At 66.0% G+C, this 17525-nt stretch carries 12 protein-coding genes and 5 pseudogenes; 10 read left to right on the top strand and 7 right to left on the bottom strand.

Features of this window, described 5'->3' with window-relative positions; all coding sequences use genetic code 11:
• Window positions 1-11: 11 nt before the first annotated feature.
• From H0I39_RS18910 to H0I39_RS18925, 4 genes and pseudogenes are all read left to right on the top strand, one after another.
• Window positions 12-988: pseudogene (locus H0I39_RS18910) on the top strand (DNA polymerase III delta subunit-related protein).
• A 17-nt stretch (window positions 989-1005) separates the two neighbouring features.
• The gene (locus tag H0I39_RS18915) at window positions 1006-1383 is read left to right on the top strand and encodes a PilZ domain-containing protein (RefSeq protein ID WP_180551516.1); all 378 of its coding nucleotides are present in this window, start codon (window positions 1006-1008) and stop codon (window positions 1381-1383) included.
• A gap of 124 nt (window positions 1384-1507) precedes the next feature.
• Window positions 1508-2314 carry a TatD family hydrolase gene (locus tag H0I39_RS18920; protein ID WP_180551517.1) on the top strand — a complete coding sequence of 269 codons (807 nt, stop codon included), beginning with the start codon at window positions 1508-1510 and terminating at the stop codon, window positions 2312-2314.
• Window positions 2311-2982, top strand: coding sequence for an ankyrin repeat domain-containing protein (locus tag H0I39_RS18925; protein WP_180551518.1), 672 nt, complete (start codon window positions 2311-2313; stop codon window positions 2980-2982). The genes H0I39_RS18920 and H0I39_RS18925 overlap by 4 nt, the downstream gene beginning before the upstream one ends.
• Window positions 2983-3282: 300 nt before the next feature.
• On the opposite strand, the gene H0I39_RS18930 is transcribed toward H0I39_RS18925, so the two are convergent.
• A complete protein-coding gene (locus H0I39_RS18930) occupies window positions 3283-4296 on the bottom strand; it encodes an FHA domain-containing protein (protein ID WP_180551519.1) in 1014 nt (337 codons plus the stop codon).
• Between the two features lie 349 nt (window positions 4297-4645).
• Between H0I39_RS18930 and H0I39_RS18935 the strand changes: the two genes are divergently transcribed.
• Window positions 4646-4900: a hypothetical protein gene (locus H0I39_RS18935; RefSeq protein WP_180551520.1), complete on the top strand. Its 255-nt coding sequence runs from the start codon at window positions 4646-4648 to the stop codon at window positions 4898-4900.
• A gap of 36 nt (window positions 4901-4936) precedes the next feature.
• Here H0I39_RS18935 and H0I39_RS18940 read toward each other — a convergent pair whose 3' ends face one another.
• From H0I39_RS18940 to H0I39_RS18955, 4 genes are all read right to left on the bottom strand, one after another.
• The gene (locus tag H0I39_RS18940) at window positions 4937-5917 is read right to left on the bottom strand and encodes an LD-carboxypeptidase (RefSeq protein WP_180551521.1); all 981 of its coding nucleotides are present in this window, start codon (window positions 5915-5917) and stop codon (window positions 4937-4939) included.
• 67 nt (window positions 5918-5984) lie between these two features.
• Entirely contained in the window at window positions 5985-7391 is a 1407-nt protein-coding gene (gene tadA / locus H0I39_RS18945; protein ID WP_180551522.1) for a tRNA adenosine(34) deaminase TadA, read from the bottom strand.
• A gap of 86 nt (window positions 7392-7477) precedes the next feature.
• Window positions 7478-7723, bottom strand: coding sequence for a hypothetical protein (locus H0I39_RS18950; RefSeq protein WP_180551523.1), 246 nt, complete (start codon window positions 7721-7723; stop codon window positions 7478-7480).
• Between the two features lie 3 nt (window positions 7724-7726).
• Window positions 7727-8392 (bottom strand): FMN-binding negative transcriptional regulator, encoded by a 666-nt coding sequence (locus tag H0I39_RS18955; RefSeq protein ID WP_180551524.1) that lies wholly within the window; start codon window positions 8390-8392, stop codon window positions 7727-7729.
• 223 nt (window positions 8393-8615) lie between these two features.
• Here H0I39_RS18955 and H0I39_RS18960 point away from each other — a divergent pair, with 223 nt between their 5' ends.
• Window positions 8616-9437, top strand: a complete 822-nt coding sequence (locus H0I39_RS18960; protein ID WP_180551525.1) for a DUF72 domain-containing protein — start codon at window positions 8616-8618, stop codon at window positions 9435-9437.
• A gap of 96 nt (window positions 9438-9533) precedes the next feature.
• Here the strand turns inward: H0I39_RS18960 and H0I39_RS18965 are convergent.
• Window positions 9534-10067 (bottom strand): annotated as a pseudogene (locus H0I39_RS18965) (Tn3 family transposase); the annotation flags it as partial.
• 146 nt (window positions 10068-10213) lie between these two features.
• Here H0I39_RS18965 and H0I39_RS18970 point away from each other — a divergent pair.
• Both H0I39_RS18970 and H0I39_RS18975 read left to right on the top strand, forming a co-directional pair.
• Window positions 10214-13126 (top strand): annotated as a pseudogene (locus H0I39_RS18970) (Tn3-like element IS1071 family transposase).
• Between the two features lie 398 nt (window positions 13127-13524).
• Window positions 13525-15068 (top strand): annotated as a pseudogene (locus tag H0I39_RS18975) (IS91-like element ISCR8/ISPps1 family transposase).
• 220 nt (window positions 15069-15288) lie between these two features.
• On the opposite strand, the gene H0I39_RS18980 reads toward H0I39_RS18975, so the two are convergent.
• Window positions 15289-15906: a VOC family protein gene (locus tag H0I39_RS18980; RefSeq protein ID WP_373368320.1), complete on the bottom strand. Its 618-nt coding sequence runs from the start codon at window positions 15904-15906 to the stop codon at window positions 15289-15291.
• 131 nt (window positions 15907-16037) lie between these two features.
• On the opposite strand from H0I39_RS18980, the gene H0I39_RS18985 reads away from it, so the two are divergent.
• Together H0I39_RS18985 and H0I39_RS18990 are read left to right on the top strand one after the other, a co-directional pair.
• Window positions 16038-16613 carry an NADPH-dependent FMN reductase gene (locus H0I39_RS18985; RefSeq protein ID WP_180551527.1) on the top strand — a complete coding sequence of 192 codons (576 nt, stop codon included), beginning with the start codon at window positions 16038-16040 and terminating at the stop codon, window positions 16611-16613.
• 42 nt (window positions 16614-16655) lie between these two features.
• Window positions 16656-17506: pseudogene (locus H0I39_RS18990) on the top strand (fumarylacetoacetate hydrolase family protein).
• Window positions 17507-17525: the final 19 nt, after the last annotated feature.

A 17525-nucleotide genomic window follows, 5' to 3' on the forward strand; every position in this document is an offset into this window, starting at 1 on the left:
CCGGCCCCTGGATTGCGCGCCAGCTGGAAAGCCTGCTGGCCCAGCGCGGCCACGCCTGGCTGCTGCAGGGCCCGTCGGGTCTGGGCCAGTTCGAACTGGCTGAAGCCCTGGTGCGCGCCTGGCTGTGCGATGCCCCCACGCCCCAGGGCGCGTGCGGCAAGTGCGCCAGCTGCCACGGCATCGACGTGCACACGCACCCCGACCTGGTGGTGCTGATGCCCGAGACCGACATGATTGCGCGCGGCTGGCCGCTGCCCGAAAAGGCGCAATCCGACATTGACGACAAGAAGCGCAAGCCCAGCAAGGAGATCCGTGTCGATGCCATGCGCGACGCCATCGAATTCGCCCAGCGCACCAGCGGGCGCGGGCGCGGCAAGGCGGTGCTGGTGTACCCGGCCGAGCGCATGAACCAGGTCACCGCCAACGCCCTGCTCAAGACGCTGGAAGAGCCGCCGGGCGACGTGCGCTTCGTGCTGGCCACCGACGCGGCGCACCTGCTGCTGCCCACCATTCGCAGCCGCTGCCTGGGCCACACCCTGCTGTGGCCGGACGCGGACGAGGCGCTGCCGTGGCTGAGCGCGCAGGGCATCGCGGCCGGGAGGGCGCCGCCCTGCTGCGCGCCGGCGGCGGGCGGCCGGCCGAAGCCCTGGCGCTGGCGCAGGGCAAGGACAGCGCGCGCCGCTGGGCACTGCTGCCACGGGCACTGGCGCAGGGCGAGGCCAGCGCGCTGGCCGATCTGCCACTGCCCGAAGCCGTGGCACGGCTGCAGAAGCTGTGCCACGACCTGCTGGCGTTGCAGGTGGGTGCCGCGCCGCGCTTCTTCGACCGCGCCGATCTGCCCGAGCGGCCGCTGCCCGTGGGCGCGCTCACCAAGTGGTGGCAGCAGCTGGCGCAGTCGACACGCACCGCCGAACATCCCTTAAACCCCGGTTTGGCGACAGAATTCCTGGTCAGCAGTGCACGGCAGGCCCTAAACTCGCGTCGCTGAACCCCTTTTGCACCGTCATGTCCACCAGCCCGAGCCAGAACGCCGCCCTGTCCACGCCCCGACCCAGCGTCATCCAGCTGGCGATCAAGGAAAAGGCGGCGCTGTACGCAGCCTACATCCCGATGTTCGCGGAAGGGGGCATCTTCATTCCCTCGGCGCGCGATCACAAACTGGGCGACGACGTGTACGTGCTGATCACGCTGCCGGACGACCCGCAGCGCTACCCGGTGGCCGGCAAGGTGGCCTGGATCACCCCGGCGCGCGCGACCGGCAACCGCACGCAGGGCGTGGGCATCCGCTTTCCGAAAGACGAGAAGTCGGAGCAGCTCAAGGTCAAGATCGAGCAGATTCTCGGCTCCGCACTGAGCTCGGACCGACCGACGCAGACCATCTGACGCGGGGGCTGCGGCCGGCCGGACGCGGCTCGCGCCGACAGCGCGCCTGCATGGGCGGTGCTAGCATCGAAATCAGTCATTTTTCTGCCAGCGCGCCGACGGGTTCGGCCGCTTGGCCTTGTGCATGTTCACCGATTCCCACTGCCACCTGACATTCCCCGAACTGGCGGGCGACATGGCCGGACTGCGCGCCGCCATGGCCGCTGCGCAAGTCACGCGCGCCTTGTGCATCAGCACCACGATGGAGGAGTTTCCGTCGGTGCAGGCGCTGGCCGCGCGCTACGACAACTTCTGGGCCACGGCCGGCGTGCACCCCGACAGCGAGGACGTGCACGAGCCGAGCGTCGATGAACTGGTGGCCGCCACCCGCCTGCCGCGCGTGGTGGCGGTGGGCGAGACCGGCCTGGATTACTACCAGATGGAAGAGCGCAAGGGCGGCCGCAGCATTGCCGACCTGGCATGGCAGCGCGAGCGTTTCCGCACCCACATCCGCGCCGCACGGCAGGCCGGCGTGCCGCTGGTCATACACACGCGCGCGGCGTCCGAAGACACGCTCGGCATCCTGAAGGAAGAGGGCGAGGAGGGCGGCCCCGGCAGTGCCGGCGGCGTGTTTCATTGCTTCACCGAAACGCGCGAGGTGGCCCGCGCCGCGCTGGACCTGGGCTTCTACGTGTCGCTGTCGGGCATCGTCACCTTCAAGAACGCCCGCGAACTGCACGAGGTGGCCGCGCTGGTGCCCGATGATCGCCTGCTGATCGAAACCGACGCACCCTACCTGGCGCCGGTGCCTTACCGCGGCAAGGTCAACACGCCGGCCTACGTGCCGCACGTGGCTGCGCGCCTGGCCGAGCTGCGCGGCACCACGGTCGAACGCATCGGCGAGATCACCAGCGCCAATTTCACCCGCTTGTTTCCGAGGGTTTCATCATGATCCGCAACGTCCGCAAGAGCATCACTGCCGTCGCATTCGGCCTGTTCACCGTCGCCGCCCTGGCCGATTCCGGCGCCTTCTTCCGCGCCATCAAGCAGGACAACGACGTCGCCATGCGCAGCCTGCTGGCCAGCGGGGTCGACCCCAACACCAAGGACGAAAAGGGCGTGCCGGGCCTGTACATGGCGCTGCAGGAAGGCTCGCTGCGTGTGGCCAGGCTGCTGATCGATTCGCCGCGGCTGAAACCCGAAACCCGCAACGCCACGGACGAAAGCCCGCTGATGATGGCCGCGCTGAAGGGCCACCTCGATCTGGCGCGGCAGCTGATCGCCAGGGATGCCGACGTCAACAAACCCGGCTGGACACCGCTGCATTACGCCGCCACCGGCGGTCATCTGGACATCATGCGCCTGCTGCTCGAAGAGCACGCCTTCATCGACGCTCAATCGCCCAACGGCACCACGCCGCTGATGATGGCCGCGTCGTACGGCACGCCGGAAGCCGTCAAACTGCTCATCGAAGCCGGCGCCGACATCCACATGCGCAACCAGAAAGGCTTGAGCGCCCTCGACTTCGCCCGCCGCGCCGAGCGCCGCGATTCGGTGGAACTGATGGAAACGGCGCTGCGCTGGTCGCAGCAGAAGCAAGGGCCGCGCGGACAGTGGTGATTGCCGGACGGCGCGCAGACCACTAAGCACTAAGCTGATGCGCAGCAGCCGGAAGGCCGCGAACGGGATGGCGTGGCGACCAGCTTCCCGGTTACGTAAACACCGCTCGGTGACGTGAAGATGCTTCGCGCAGTCGGCCCGCGACCCGCCGAGTGATCGGTACATGGCGCGCAGCTTGCGGCTTCGCTCGACGCGGCTTTGCACCACGTGGCCGGGTGGCCGACGCGGTGGCTTCACTTCATACGATGTGCATTATGTTAATAATAAACGAGGTGAAGCAGGATCAATCTGGGTCTCTACCTAAATTGCTGCGCTCGCGTCATCGAACAGATACGGCCCCTGGCCTGCTGAATCGCCGGAGCTGACGTTGAACGCCACCACTGGCGCGCTGAAGTCGCTGAAAGACGCACCCAGTGCGATCTCGCCGGTCGAGTGCAGAACGCAGTCGTTGCGCCGCAGCTGGACTTCGGCGTCGGGGTTCTCGCTGAAACGCACCCAGGTGCCGAAGCTGCTCAGGTCGGTCAGCACGAAGGCACCGTTGATGAACTCCAGGCGCGCGTGGCTGCGCGACACCCGCTGGTCCTTCACGACAAAGCCGCTGTCCGGAATGCGCCCGATGAACACCGGCAGTTGTGCGGCCGTGAACACCCGGGTCGTGCCGAACCAGGCCAGTGCGATGCTGCCGCCACTGCCGGCACCCGCACGTTGCGCCTCGGGCAACATGCCGCGCACGGTCATCAAGTCTGTCGTGACATCCTCGCTCCACTCGATCTGGAAGATCGACCGGGGCTCGGTCAATCCGCGCACGTTGATCATGCCCAGCGAGCGGTAACGCGCCGCGTCCATCACCCCGGGTTCGAGGTGGCCGGATTTGACGGCCGCTTCGCGATCCTGGCGCAGTTCGGCGATGACGCCCTCGTCTGCCCAGATGCCGTTGGCACCCGCCATGTCGGACAGGCGTGCCGCCAGGTTCACCGGGTCGCCATACACGTCGTCGTCGCGCTGCACCACGTCGCCGGAGGCCATGCCGATCTTCAGGCGCATGCGCAGCGGCTCGGGCCATTTTTCCAGGCGTTCGGTGTGGCTTTGCTGCAGGAAGATGGCCGATTCGACAGCCTTGGCACTGCGCGAGAACTGCGCCAGCACGCCATCGCCCAGAAACTTCACGGTGCGCCCTTCATGGGCCTCGCACACACGGCCGATCCACTGTGTCACCTTGGAGATGACATCGGCCACCTGGGCGTTCCCGAGCGCTTCATACGCGGCAGTGCTGCCGGTGAGGTCGATGAAGACCATGGTGGCGCGAACGTTCATCTGGACTGGTTTCCGATGGGAGCGGTCATGTAAAGCCGTTGCATTGGCAGGAATTCCCTTGTCTCGCCGCGGGCAATTGGCCTCAAAAATGATAGCACCCGACAGCCCTTGGGGCCAAGCATGATGCTGCCCAGGGTGGCGAACGCGTTGTTTTTCACGGAATCCGTGGTTGGTCCGCCGCGTCAGGGTGGCGTCAGCACAAGCGCTTCGCTATGATCGTAACCGTTGGTTATTAACGAAACTTCATGGTAACAACACCGATGAGATGGTTCAAGCACGGGTGGGTGTCTGCCCTGTATGGCCGCTTGTCCAGGCCGCAGGAGCTGATGCGGAGCGCCTGGCGCACCGGATGGAAGATATCCGCATGGCCATGCTGGACATGCTGGGCGATCCCGGCGCGCAGCAATACCCGCAGGTCGCCCGCCGCATTCGTGCCGGTGGCGATGCCCTGGCGCTGTGGTACGCCCGCGCCGACTTGATGGCCGCCCTCGCCGGCCTGCATGGCGAGCAGGTGGCGCGCACGCGCATGGTCAGCCTGTCGGCCATGTTCGAGGGCATGTTGCCCAGGGGCATGGTGTCGCGCCCCACCACGATCCGGGCCTGATCGGCTGCGGCCGGCCGCGGCAGGCTGCGCTGCGGTTCAGTGCTGGTGCCCCCACAGCACCAGCGCTTCCCTGCCCTCCACCAGCACGTCCACCGGCAGTCCCACGGGCAGCAGCACCTTGGTGGGCACATGGCCGAAGGGCAGGCCCGTGAGCACGGGCACCTTCAGCCGGCTGCGCAGTTCCGCGACGACCTTGGCCAGCGAATAGCCCTTGTCATGGACGCTCAGGCTGTATTCGGTGAACTGGCCGAGCACGATCAGCTTCTGCCGCGCCAGCACGCCGGCGTGCAGCAATTGCAGCAGCATGCGTTCGATGCGGTAGGGGTGCTCACCCACGTCTTCCAGAAACAGCACGCCGCCCTTCACCTCGGGCCACCACGGCGTGCCCAGCAGCGACAGCACCATCGCCAGGTTACCGCCCCACAGCGGCGCCTGGCGCGCCACCAGGCCGTCCTTGCCGTTCAGCGCGGCGATGTCCGCGGCGGGCAGGCGCCAGCCCGTGCCTTCGCTGCTGCCGCTGACCATGTCGTCGAAGCAGGCCAGCATGATCTCGTCGGGGCCGCCCTGCCCGTTCGCACTGCCCAGCCCGCCATGGCCTTCGGCCGCGTCGCCGGCATCGGTGGCGCCGAAGCCCTCGCACACCGCCGGGCCGGCCCAGGTGACGGCGCCGGCCTTCTTCATCAGCGCCAGCTGCACCACCGTAAAGTCGCTGAAGCCGACAAAGCGCGTGCCGCGCTCGATGGCGCGGGCCATGGCCTTGTACGGAATCTGCTCCAGGATGCGCGTCAGCCCATAGCCGCCGCGCGAGATGAGCGCCACATCGGCCCCGCTGGCCGCGGCCCGCCCGATGGCGGCCAGGCGCGTGTCGTCGTCGCCGGCAAAGCGCTGCCAGCTGGCCAGTGCCGAGGGATCGACCTCGACCTCATGCCCCAGCGCCTTGAGCCGCGCCACACCGCGCTTGAAAGCCGCGCGGTCGCGCACAGCGCCGGAAGGGGAATACACGTAGACATGGGCCATGGCACGGCTTCTTTCAAATCAAATTGGCCTTTTGCGCAGACCAGTCCTGCGCAGGCAGCTATCAAAATTATAGATCGTCGCCCGGCTGACGCGGCGGTGAGGCGAAGTGCCGCAGCGCCCGCTCGGCAATCTGGCGACCATGCTCGGGCACGAAATGGCCCGCCTCGGGCAGCAGCCACGGTTCGGAGCAACCACGGATGTCGGCGTGCAGCGCGCGCATCACCGGTTCGCCCAGCACCGGGTCTTGCGTGCCGATCACCATCAGGCTGCGGCCCTGCCAGTCGTGCTGCCAGAAGTCGCGCGCGGCGCGCGAGAGGGCCGCGCCGTCGTCATCCGGCCGCTCGGGCACCAGGGCCGGAAACGCGCGCGTCGCGGCGCGGTGCCCGGCATCCGGGAACGGCGCGCCGTAGGCCGCGCTTTCGGCCGCGCTCAACTGCGGGTTGCCGCGCGCCAGCAGGCGGCCGATGTCGAACGCCGGGTTCCTGGCGCACCAGTCGCGCCAGGCCAGAAAGCCCGCCGACAGCGGCGCCTCACCCGTCGCCAGCGTGGTGTTCATCACCAGCAGGCCGGCGTAGCGCCGGGGCGCTGCCATGGGCAGCGTCAGGCCCAGCAGGCCGCCCCAGTCCTGCACCACCAGCACCACGTTGTGCAGGTCCAGCCGCTCGACGAGTTCGAGCAGCACCTGACGGTGCCAGCTGAACGTGTGCGCGTCTTCCTTCTTCGGCTTGTCGCTCTTGCCGAAGCCGATCAGATCGGGCGCTACCACGCGGTGGCCGGCAGCGGTGAAGACGGGGATCATGTGCCGCCACAGGTAGCTCCACGCCGGGTTGCCGTGCAGGCACAGCCAAGTGCGCGGGGCGTCGGGCGGGCCTTCGTCCAGGTAATGCAGGCGCAGGCCGGCCAGCGCCGGCAGATCGCAGACGTAGTGCGGCACCCACGGGTAGCCGGGCAAGTTGTTGAACGCCGAGTCGGGCGGGCGCAGCGCGTCGTCGCGCAAGGGGCTGGCGTTCACGCGGCGCGGCTTGAAGAAATCGCGCAGCAGCGCCGCGCATTCATCGGCCAGCACGCCGCCCTGCACCTGCGTATGGTGGTTCAGGCGCGGTTCGGCAAACAGGTTCAGCACCGAGCCGGCGGCGCCGGTCTTGGGGTCGGCCGCGCCGTACACCACGCGCCCCACCCGCGCGTGCAGCATGGCGCCGGCGCACATGGCGCAGGGCTCCAGCGTCACGTACAAGGTGCAGCCGTCGAGCCGGTAGTTGCCCAGCGCGGCCGCGGCGGCGCGCAGCGCCACGATCTCGGCGTGCGCGCTCGGGTCGTGCGTGCCGATGGGGGCATTGCGGCCGGTGGCGATCATGCGCCCGTCCCTCACCACCACGGCGCCCACCGGCACCTCGCCCGCGGCGGCGGCGGCCCGGGCTTCGGCCAGCGCCAGACGCATGGCGTCGGCATCGTTGGTCAGCACGGCTTCGGGCATGGTGGTTGCTTCAATATCAATAGCTGCCGGCGCTTGATGGGCGGACGCTGGAGGCCTATTTGGCTTGAAATCGCGCGCGCACGTCGTCACCGGGCATCGTCAGGCACGTCGCGCGGCTGCGCCTTCATGGCGGCGTCCAGCGCCTCCTTGTACTGCTGCTGAATCTGCCGGCTCTGGTCGCGCACGGTGGCGGGCGGCGCATCGGCACCGGTCGATGCGGCGGGCGGCGGCGGCGCCGGCACGCTGGCGCGCGTGGCGCCCAGTTGCTGCTTCGCCAGCAAGCCCACGATGACCAGCGCGGCCACCAGGCCCAGCAAACCGAAGATGCGCATGGCTCAGTTCCCTCCTTGGTTGATGCGGTCCGTCATGCCCAGTGTCTCCATCCAGCCTGCCAGCGCGCGCTCGTTCGGCATGCCCTGGGCACAGGCGCTGTGCAGCGCCGCGTGCGACTCTTTCCGGTGCTGGTTCAGCTTGAGCTTGCACTGCCAGCTGGTCACTGTCAGCTCGAACGCGACGATGCCCTGCAGCAGCTTGCCCGCCAGTTCTTCGTCCAGCGCGCGCCATTGCGCGGCATAGGCCGGCTCGTGGTCGCCGATCAGGCATTTGAGCAGGCGCTCCTTGCCCGCCGCATCGTTGTGCGGCAGCAGGGTGGCCTGCACAGTGCAGTGCACGGCGACGTAGTTCCACGTCGGCACGCGCGCCAGATCGGGGTACACCTGCGGCGACATGTAGGCGTGCGGCCCCAGAAAGCTGACCACCGCGCGCGGCCGCGCCTGCAGATGGCGCCACTGCGGGTTGGGCCGGGCCACGTGCCCGAGCAGCGTGAAGCCCGCCGCGTCTTCCCCATCGGGCGATGCCTGGGGCTGCAGGTGCAACGGCAGGTGCGTGACGAAGGGCAGGCCCTCGTCGTCGGTGGTGATCAGGCTGGCGAACGGGTGCTCGCGCATCACGCGGGCGGCAAGGCGCGCGTCGCGGCTGGCAAAGTAAGGGGGCAGGTACATGGCGTGTGTGCGGCATCGGGCCGCAGGCACGATTCTGGCGCAAGGCAAGCGGCGCCGGCGCGGCAGCGTTCGATGCTATGCTCCTGATAGCTGCCGGTGTCGATGGCATAAAGGCTGCATACGGAATTTCTTTCAGGGTGACCAATCGCCTAATGCAAGGTTGAGCGCGTGAGCCGCTCTCCTGTGCGGCCAGCCCCAGCGCATCAACCCGATGGATTCTTCAATGACGCCACCGCCCCAGCCCGAGCAGAACGCCCTGTTCGACGAGCCGCTGGCGCCGGCTGATGCACCCGCCGCCGAGCCCACAGCGCCCCGGCCCGCCCGCCGCCCGCGCGCTGGCGTTGAGGCCACCGCCGTGGGCGACGCCACCCGCACACTCGCCGCCGCCCTGCCCCACGGGCTGCACCTGGGCACCTCGTCGTGGCACTTTCCCGGCTGGGCCGGGCTGGTGTGGGGCGGCGACTACGCCGAGGCGACGCTGTCGAAGCACGGCCTGGTCGCCTACGCCCGGCACCCGCTGCTGCGCAGCGTCAGCCTCGACCGCGCGTTCTACCGCCCCCTCACCGCCACCCAGTACGCGGGCTATGCCGCCCAGGTGCCGGCGCACTTCCGCTTCGTCGTCAAGGCGCCTGCGCTGGTGTGCGACGCGCAGGTGCGCGCCGAAGACGGCCGCGGCCGTGCGCCCAACCCGGCCTTCCTGAGCACGGAGCTGGCCATCCGCCAGTTCGTGCAGCCCGCGCTGGAAGGGCTGGGCGACAAGATCGGCGCGCTGGTGTTCCAGATCAGCCCCTTGCCACGCCACATGCTGGCGCGCCTGCCCGAGCTGATCGACCGCATCGGCGCCCTGCTGTCTGCCCTGCCCCGCCTGCAACCCGCTGCCCCCGGCGGCGTGATCGCGCTGGAAGTGCGGGATGCGGCCTTTCTGGCGCCTGAGCATGCCCCGCACCTGGCCCGCACCCTGCGCGCCGCGCGCCCGCCAGCGGCAACCGTGTCACCTAGGGGTCTCCTCGTTTTCAGTGCAATAAGTGACGGTACGAAAAGCTAGCACTGGCGCGGAGGTGGTGTTGGTAGATCGTTGATTTCATTGACTTTCCTGTTCACTTTCAAATCTGCGATTCGTGGCGTCAAACCGTGGTCGGTTTCATCCATTGGTGCCAGTTATCGATGCATTTGGCCGCGAAGGCAGGATTTGGTCAGCATAGCGGTCAACCGGGAAGCGAAACACACCCCGCAAGTTGATGCTCTCCAGCCTGGTGGGCGCAATCTTCCCGATCAGTTCCGGTGGAATGACCTGGCGGCGGTTCGACCAGCGATCCAGGACCGCCTGCATCTGTGAGGTATTCCACGCCATCACGATGTTGGCCATCAGGCTCAACGCATCGGCCACAGCCTGCATTTCATCGACACGTTTGGCCTGCGCCGGGCTGATCCGGCCGGTATAAATGGCGCGCTTGAGGGCGTTAACAGCCTCGCCCCGATTGAGCACCCGGCGCAACTCGTTCCTGAAAGCGTCCTTGACAAAGTAGTCAGCCAAAAACGCCGTACGCAGCAACCGCCCCAATTGCACGCCAGCCTCATAGATTGGATCGCCCTGGGCGGCAGAACCGAACCGCGCAAGAGCTGCCACCGCACTGGCATGTCCGCTCATGACCGAGGCTGCCAGGTGCACCAGACTAGGGGTCTCCTCGTTTTCAGTGCAATAAGTGACGGTACGCAAAGCTAGCACTGGCGCGGGGGTGGTCTGGGTAGACCGTTGATTTCATTGACTTTCCTGTTCGCTTTGTAAACGGGTATGGTGGCCTCCCACTTTTGAGGTTCACGATGCAGGGTTGGCACACAACGTTTTTGGGGATGCGTGGGCTCCCCGCGATATCAGCGACTTCGAGATGAAGGCATTTTTCACCTTCGATGGTGCCGAGCGCGACGCAATCAATGCACGCCGAGGTGATTCCCACAAGCTTGGTCTGGCGCTCCATATTGGTTTCCTGCGCATGAGTGGGCGTTTGCTCGGTGCCTTTCGGGTAATTCCAGTAGCCTTGTGGCGCCACCTTGGCAACGAGCTTGGCATTGCAGCACCAGAAGTCGCCTCGCTGAGAGCCATGTATGAACGCGGGCGCACGCTATTCGATCACCAACAAGTAGCCTGCACGGTCCTTGGATTCCAGTGGATGAGCGAGCACCAGCGCCGCTCACTGGTACGTGAACTGCGCGACGAAGTGGCGCGCTGCGCCGACCGCGATCAGCTACTCGTGCGGGCGCGTCAATGGCTGTACAAGAACAAGCTGGTGATCGTGCACGAGCGGGCAATTCGGACACTGATTGCGGCGGCACTTGCCCAGCTTGAAGTTGAAACAGGCACCGCCATCGCCGCCAGCGTTGATCCAGCAACACTTGATCGCTGGCGAGCTCAGTTTCAGAGCTGCGCCCAGATGGACAAACCCAGCAGAGTTGGCTATGGGCTGCACCGGCGAAACACTCAACCCGCCAAATCAGCGAGGTACTGGAGCGCATCGACCTGCTTTACACGCTGGACGTTCATAAGCACCTGGCAGACATCCCCGATCTCATCTTGCGCCGCTACGCGCGCCGACTTGTCTCCAGGCCGCCCTCAGCCGGGCCAAGATCAAAGAGCCAGCGCGCACCGTGGAGGTCGCATGCTTTCTTCGATATTGCCTGTTCACCACCACAGACCAGTTGATCCTTATGGTGCAGCGCCGGATCGCCGATCTGTGGCGTCAGGCTGCCGCCGATGTCCCCGCTACCGTCAATTGGGCCGCAATGTACAAAACGCTGCTCGGCGAACTTGTTGCCTTGAGCGCGCAAGGTGCGGTGCCAGATGCTGAGTTGCGTGCCCGTCTTGAAGCCTTGATCACCGAAACCCAGAAACGCAAACCACCGAGCAGGGCCTCCCTGGTCCGCGAGGGATTGATTGATGGAATTCGCCCCGTGCGGTCGTTGCTCGTCGCCATTGCAAAGCTGCCCTGGCAGGCCACCGGCGAGCATCCTGCCATCGAGTACCTTGCCAAGCTGCAAGCTTTATATCTCAAAGGATCCAGAAAGCTGCCAGTTGAAGTGGTGGCACCAAGTCTGGGAATGATCTGGCAGGTTTCGATCTCCAGCCCAGACCGGGAACGGGCGTTTCAGGCGTTGGAGGTGGCCACCCTGTTTGCCCTGCGCCGCGCGGTGCGCAATGGCTCGGTCTGGATTGAGCACAGCCTGAGCTTTCGGGGTCGTGCGCGCTTGTTCTTCACGGACGAGCGTTGGCAGGCAGAGTCCAAGAAACACTATGCCCGTCTATCGTTACCCAGCAAGGCTGCCACTTTCTTGAAGCCTTTGCTGGCCAGAGTAACTGCCGGTGTCGATGCGGTGGCCGCTGCAGCCCGCAGTGGCGTACTGCGCGTGGATGATGAACTCCATTTGTCGCCATTGCCCGCAGAGGACGAAGACCCAGAAGTGACCAAGCTGCGCGCGGCTTTGGATCACCGCATCGGTGAGGTTCAATTGCCGGAAGTGATTCTGGCCGTTGACGCCCAGGTGCGCTTTAGCTGGATCATGCTCGGACGTGAGCCGCGCTCTACCGACGAGCTGCTGATGGTCTATGCCGGCATCATGGCCCACGGCACCAGTCTGACTGCGGTCGAATGCGCGCGCATGATTCCGCAATTGTCTGCCACCAGCATTCGCCAGGCCATGCGCTGGGCGCGGGACGAACGGCGTCTGAGCCAGGCCTGCCAGGCTGTGCTGGAATTCATGCAGCGACACCCGATTGCCGCCACCTGGGGGCGGTCCGATTTGGCATCTTCTGACATGATGAGCATGGAGACCACCAAACGGGTGTGGCAAGCCCGGCTTGATCCTCGGCGCAACACACCTTCCATTGGAATCTACTCCCATGTAAAAGACCGGTGGGGCATCTTCCATGCGCAGCCCTTTGTGCTCAATGAGCGCCAGGCGGGCGTGGCCATTGAAGGTGTCATCCGCCAAGAAAAGCTGGAGACCAGCCAGCTTGCTGTGGATACCCATGGCTACACCGACTTTGCCATGTCACATGCCCGTTTGCTTGGTTTTGATCTTTGCCCGCGGTTGAAGGAACTCAAACAGCGCCACCTCTTTGTGCCACGCGGCACCAAAGTGCCCGCAGAAATCGCTGCGGTGTGCGAAGCCAATGTCGACGTCGCTTTGATCGAAAAGCATTGGGATAGTCTGGTGCACCTGGCAGCCTCGGTCATGAGCGGACATGCCAGTGCGGTGGCAGCTCTTGCGCGGTTCGGTTCTGCCGCCCAGGGCGATCCAATCTATGAGGCTGGCGTGCAATTGGGGCGGTTGCTGCGTACGGCGTTTTTGGCTGACTACTTTGTCAAGGACGCTTTCAGGAACGAGTTGCGCCGGGTGCTCAATCGGGGCGAGGCTGTTAACGCCCTCAAGCGCGCCATTTATACCGGCCGGATCAGCCCGGCGCAGGCCAAACGTGTCGATGAAATGCAGGCTGTGGCCGATGCGTTGAGCCTGATGGCCAACATCGTGATGGCGTGGAATACCTCACAGATGCAGGCGGTCCTGGATCGCTGGTCGAACCGCCGCCAGGTCATTCCACCGGAACTGATCGGGAAGATTGCGCCCACCAGGCTGGAGAGCATCAACTTGCGGGGTGTGTTTCGCTTCCCGGTTGACCGCTATGCTGACCAAATCCTGCCTTCGCGGCCAAATGCATCGATAACTGGCACCAATGGATGAAACCGACCACGGTTTGACGCCACGAATCGCAGATTTGAAAGTGAACAGGAAAGTCAATGAAATCAACGATCTACCAACACCACCTCCGCGCCAGTGCTAGCTTTTCGTACCGTCACTTATTGCACTGAAAACGAGGAGACCCCTGCATGCGGTGTTGTGCGCAGCCGGCTTCGACATCCGCTGGCTGCTGCGTGCCATCGCCCGGCGGGGCATTGCTCCAGCCTTTTGCGCTCGCTTTGGCTGCTGTCAGCGCTCGCAGCGTCGGCGAGTCGACTCGCTACTCTTACACGTCCGGCGCTTCTCGTCGGCGCCGCGAGATGAATTTTGCAGGGCCGACGAGATCGACTCGGCGCAGTATTTCCAGGCCCTGGCGAATACTGTGCATTTGTACAGTATTCATGTCAGCCACTTCCAAGCCCAAGCTCTACAACCCACGCCACCCCGAACGCACGCTGCTCTACCAAACGGTAGCCGAGCACTACGAGACCTGGCTAGAGTTGGCCAGCGCGGGTCAGTTCGACGGCCAGGGCGACCACCACACCCCCAAGCCCTTCGTGCGCAAAGCGTTTGCCAAGTATCTTGAGTGCGGCATCTTTGCCCATGGCTTTGCCCGCGCTCGCTGCGGCGACTGTGGGCACGACTACTTTGTAGCCTTCTCCTGCAAAGGCCGGGGAGTCTGCCCCTCGTGCACCACCCGGCGCATGGTGGAGACAGCAGCGCACCTGAACGACCACGTCTCCCCGCCTGCCGGTGCGCCAGTGGGTGCTGTCGGTTCCCAAGCGGCTTCGGTACTTCATGCAGCGCGACGGAGCGGTGCTGAGCATGGTGCTGCGCATCTTTCTGCGGGTGATCGCACAAACTCTGCAGACCCACAGCCCCGGTGCGGCCCATATGGACAAGGCAGGCCTGCACATCGGTGCCATCGCCTTCATTCACCGATTCGGCTCCAGCCTCAATGAACACGTCCACTTCCACGTTTGTGTGGTGGACGGGGTGTTTGAGGAAGTGGAGGGCGAGGGCGATGCTGATGCGACCCCTCGAATCTCATCGCCGGGTGTCATCTTTCACGCGGCCACCGGCATCGATGCGGCTACCGTGGCCCCAGTGCAGACCACACTGCAAAACGCATCCTGCGCGCCTTCGTTGCTCGGGGCCTGCTGGAGAACTGTGACGCCAAAGACATGCTGGGCTACAAACACAGCGGCTTCTCGGTGGACGCCGGTGTCTGCATCGAAGCCCACGACCGCGCTGCGCTGGAGCGGCTGCTGCGCTATTGCGCGCGTCCACCGTTTTCCATGGAGCGCCTACGCAAAGAGGAAGCAAACTGGTGTACCGCTGTGCCAAACAGCGCAGCGAGCCCACCAGTGACAAGCGTGGTGCCAAGGCAGATGAGCTGCACCTCACACCGCTGGAGCTCATCGACCGCATTGCCGCGCTGGTGCCACCGCCACGCACCCACCGGCACCGCTACTTTGGTGTGCTGGCACCAAACTCGCCGCTGAGAGCGGCGGTAACGGCGCTGGCTCAGCCTGCTGCGTCGCAACCAGCCACGGTGGAGACTGCACAACCTGGCGCGGGCGTACCTGGGGTGGCGGCGCCGGGCAACGCGGCCACACCCACACCCGAACCTGAAGCACGCCCGAAGCGAGCGGCGCATTACTTGTGGGCGGTGCTGATTGCCCGCATCTACGAGGCATTTCCGCTGCTGTGCCCCATGTGCGGTGGGCAGATGCGCATCATTGCCTTCATCACCCACAGCGCCGAAATCCGCCACATCCTGAACCACATCGGGGTGGACTCGCAGCCACCGCACATAACCCCGGCACGCGGGCCACCGCTGTGGGAGGGCTGCGACGCGCCGGTGGATGATGGTGCGCAAGGCGAGCCGGATTGGGATCTGGCAGCTCAACCCGACGAGGTAGACCAGCGCGTCAATTGGTGACCCAGTGAAGCGGCGGTATCCATCGCTGCGGGAAGCAGCTGCGCGCGCGCCAGGCCCAAATGCATACTGCCTCCCAAGCTCTTGCCATTGAGCGGCAAGCGAGCGCTCAACCTTCCTTGGCCGAACGTGTTTCGAGGCCCAAAACTCGTGCCATACTTGGCCTCATGCGGTTGAATTTCCTATCCGTGGGATGGCTTTGTGCATGGCGAAGAACCGGATGCTATCCCGCCGCGCCCTCCTGCGAGGTCCATCCCATGCGCCGGGCCATCTCCGCACGCCATTGCGCGCGCGGGCGGAAACCGGGCAGGCCGCGCGCGTGCGCCTCCAGGCGCTGCAGCAGCGTGGCCTCGTCGTCCAGGTCGATCGGCACGGCCATGGGTTGCGAGACATACCAGGGCAGGTCGAAGTACAGCTCGAGCCGGTTGCCCTCGGGATCCGGGACATAGATGGACACCGCGTTGCCGTGGGTGATGGGCCTGACTTCGCCTGCGCCACGGGCCTGGAGGGTGCGGTACATGCGGCACAGCGTGTCCAGGCTGTCGGCCTTCAGCGAGATCTGGTTGATCGGGTTGAAGTCCAGCTCCTTCGGACGGCCGGAGATCAGCACGAGCTGGTGGTGTTCGTCGGGATCGCGGCTGAGGAACACCAGGTCGCGCGGGCCATTCGGCCCCGGCAACTGGCCGCGGTCCGTGACGGTGAACGCCAGCAGCTCCGTGTAGAAGGCCTCGAGGGCGGCGATGTCGTGCACGAACATGCCGAAGTGGCTGAAGGAAAAGCCGGGACGCGTCACAAGAGTCTCCATGGAATCAGGGCCCCGGCGCAGGCACCCGATGGCCATGCGCGGTGCGCCGGCGGATTCTAGCGCTTCGCGGTTAAATATCGATATTTTTGCTTTAGAGATATATTTTTCCTTTTTGTCGCTATGATCGCCGCGACCTGAATCCGAAGCGGGCGCTCCGCCCCCACCGCATGCAACCCATCCTGAACGTCATCACCTGCAGCACGCGCCCCCGGCGCGTCGGCCCCGCCGTGGCCGCCTGGTTCGAGCAAGTGGCCCGCGCGCAAGGCGAATTCGAAGTCGTCGCCTGCGATCTCAAGGAACTGGCCCTGCCCCTGCTGGACGAGCCGGAGCATCCGCGCACGGGCAAGTACAGCCACGCGCACACCCTGCGCTGGAGCAAGCTCACGGCGGCCGCGGATGCCTACGTCTTCGTGCTGCCCGAGTACAACTTCGGCCCGCCCGCCTCGCTGCTGAACGCGCTGAGCTACCTGAGCGCCGAGTGGGCCTACAAGCCGGCGGCATTCGTCAGCTACGGCGGCATGTCCGGCGGCATCCGCGCGGTGCAGGTCGCCAAGCAGTTGATGACCACCCAGAAGATCGTGCCGCTGCTGGAAGCCGTGGCCGTCCAGAACGTCGGCACGCTCGTGGACGCCGAAGGCAAGTTCCAGCCGGCGGCGCTGCACGGCGAGTCCGCCGCCGCGATGCTCAAGGAGCTCGCACGCTGGGCCGCGGCCCTGCGCCCCCTGCGCGCGCCGACGCCCTGACGCGCAAGGCGTCCCAACCCGTAGTCACCAAGGAAGCACTCCATGAAATTGATCAGTTTCACGCGGGGCGATCGCCCCGGATTCGGGGCCGTCGTCGAAGGCGGCGTCGTCGACCTGGGCGCCGCCCTGGACGGCAAGTACGCGGACCTGCGGGCGCTGCTGGCCGGCGATGCGCTGGCCGAAGCGCGCGCCGCGGTGGCGCAGCGCAAGCCCGACTTCGCCCTGGAGTCGGTCACCCTGCTGCCCGTCATCCCCGAGCCCGGCAAGATCTGGTGCTGCGGCCTGAACTACCACGAGCACGTGCAGGAGACCAACCGCGAGGTCACCGAGCAGCCCACCTTCTTCCTGCGCGTGGCCGACTCCCAGGTGGGCCACGGCCAGGCCATCGTGCGGCCCCGCGAATCCACCCAGCTGGACTACGAAGCCGAGATCGCCGTGATCATCGGCAAGGGCGGCCGCCGCATCGCCGAGGCCGACGTGGCCCGCCACATCGCCGGCTACGCCTGCTACAACGACGGCAGCGTGCGCGACTGGCAGCGCCACACCTCCCAGTGGGTGCCCGGCAAGAACTTCTGGCGCACCGGCGGCTTCGGCCCCTGGATGGTCACCGCCGACGAGATCCCCTTCGGCACCAGCATGACGCTCGTCACCCGCCTCAACGGCCAGGAGATGCAGCGCGCCACCACCGAGATGATGATCCACAGCATCGCCCGGCAGATCGCCTACGTCTCGGCCATCGCCCCGCTGCAGGCCGGCGACGTGGTCGTCACCGGCACCCCCGGTGGCGTGGGCGCGCGGCGCCAGCCCCGGTGTGGATGAAGGCCGGCGACGTCGTGGAGATCGAGGTCGATCGCATCGGCGTGCTGCGCAACCCCATCGTCGACGAAGACTGAACCAACGAGGAGACCGGAA

This window comes from Ottowia beijingensis, from assembly GCF_013423955.1.
Taxonomy (GTDB): domain Bacteria; phylum Pseudomonadota; class Gammaproteobacteria; order Burkholderiales; family Burkholderiaceae_C; genus Ottowia; species Ottowia beijingensis.

Coding starts and splice junctions, on each gene's coding strand:
- H0I39_RS18915 (WP_180551516.1), top strand. CDS start 1,006: ATGTCCACCAGCCCGAGCCAGAACGCCGCCCTGTCCACGCCCCGACCC.
- H0I39_RS18920 (WP_180551517.1), top strand. CDS start 1,508: ATGTTCACCGATTCCCACTGCCACCTGACATTCCCCGAACTGGCGGGC.
- H0I39_RS18925 (WP_180551518.1), top strand. CDS start 2,311: ATGATCCGCAACGTCCGCAAGAGCATCACTGCCGTCGCATTCGGCCTG.
- H0I39_RS18930 (WP_180551519.1), bottom strand. CDS start 4,296: ATGAACGTTCGCGCCACCATGGTCTTCATCGACCTCACCGGCAGCACT.
- H0I39_RS18935 (WP_180551520.1), top strand. CDS start 4,646: ATGGAAGATATCCGCATGGCCATGCTGGACATGCTGGGCGATCCCGGC.
- H0I39_RS18940 (WP_180551521.1), bottom strand. CDS start 5,917: ATGGCCCATGTCTACGTGTATTCCCCTTCCGGCGCTGTGCGCGACCGC.
- tadA (WP_180551522.1), bottom strand. CDS start 7,391: ATGCCCGAAGCCGTGCTGACCAACGATGCCGACGCCATGCGTCTGGCG.
- H0I39_RS18950 (WP_180551523.1), bottom strand. CDS start 7,723: ATGCGCATCTTCGGTTTGCTGGGCCTGGTGGCCGCGCTGGTCATCGTG.
- H0I39_RS18955 (WP_180551524.1), bottom strand. CDS start 8,392: ATGTACCTGCCCCCTTACTTTGCCAGCCGCGACGCGCGCCTTGCCGCC.
- H0I39_RS18960 (WP_180551525.1), top strand. CDS start 8,616: ATGACGCCACCGCCCCAGCCCGAGCAGAACGCCCTGTTCGACGAGCCG.
- H0I39_RS18980 (WP_373368320.1), bottom strand. CDS start 15,906: ATGGCCATCGGGTGCCTGCGCCGGGGCCCTGATTCCATGGAGACTCTT.
- H0I39_RS18985 (WP_180551527.1), top strand. CDS start 16,038: ATGCAACCCATCCTGAACGTCATCACCTGCAGCACGCGCCCCCGGCGC.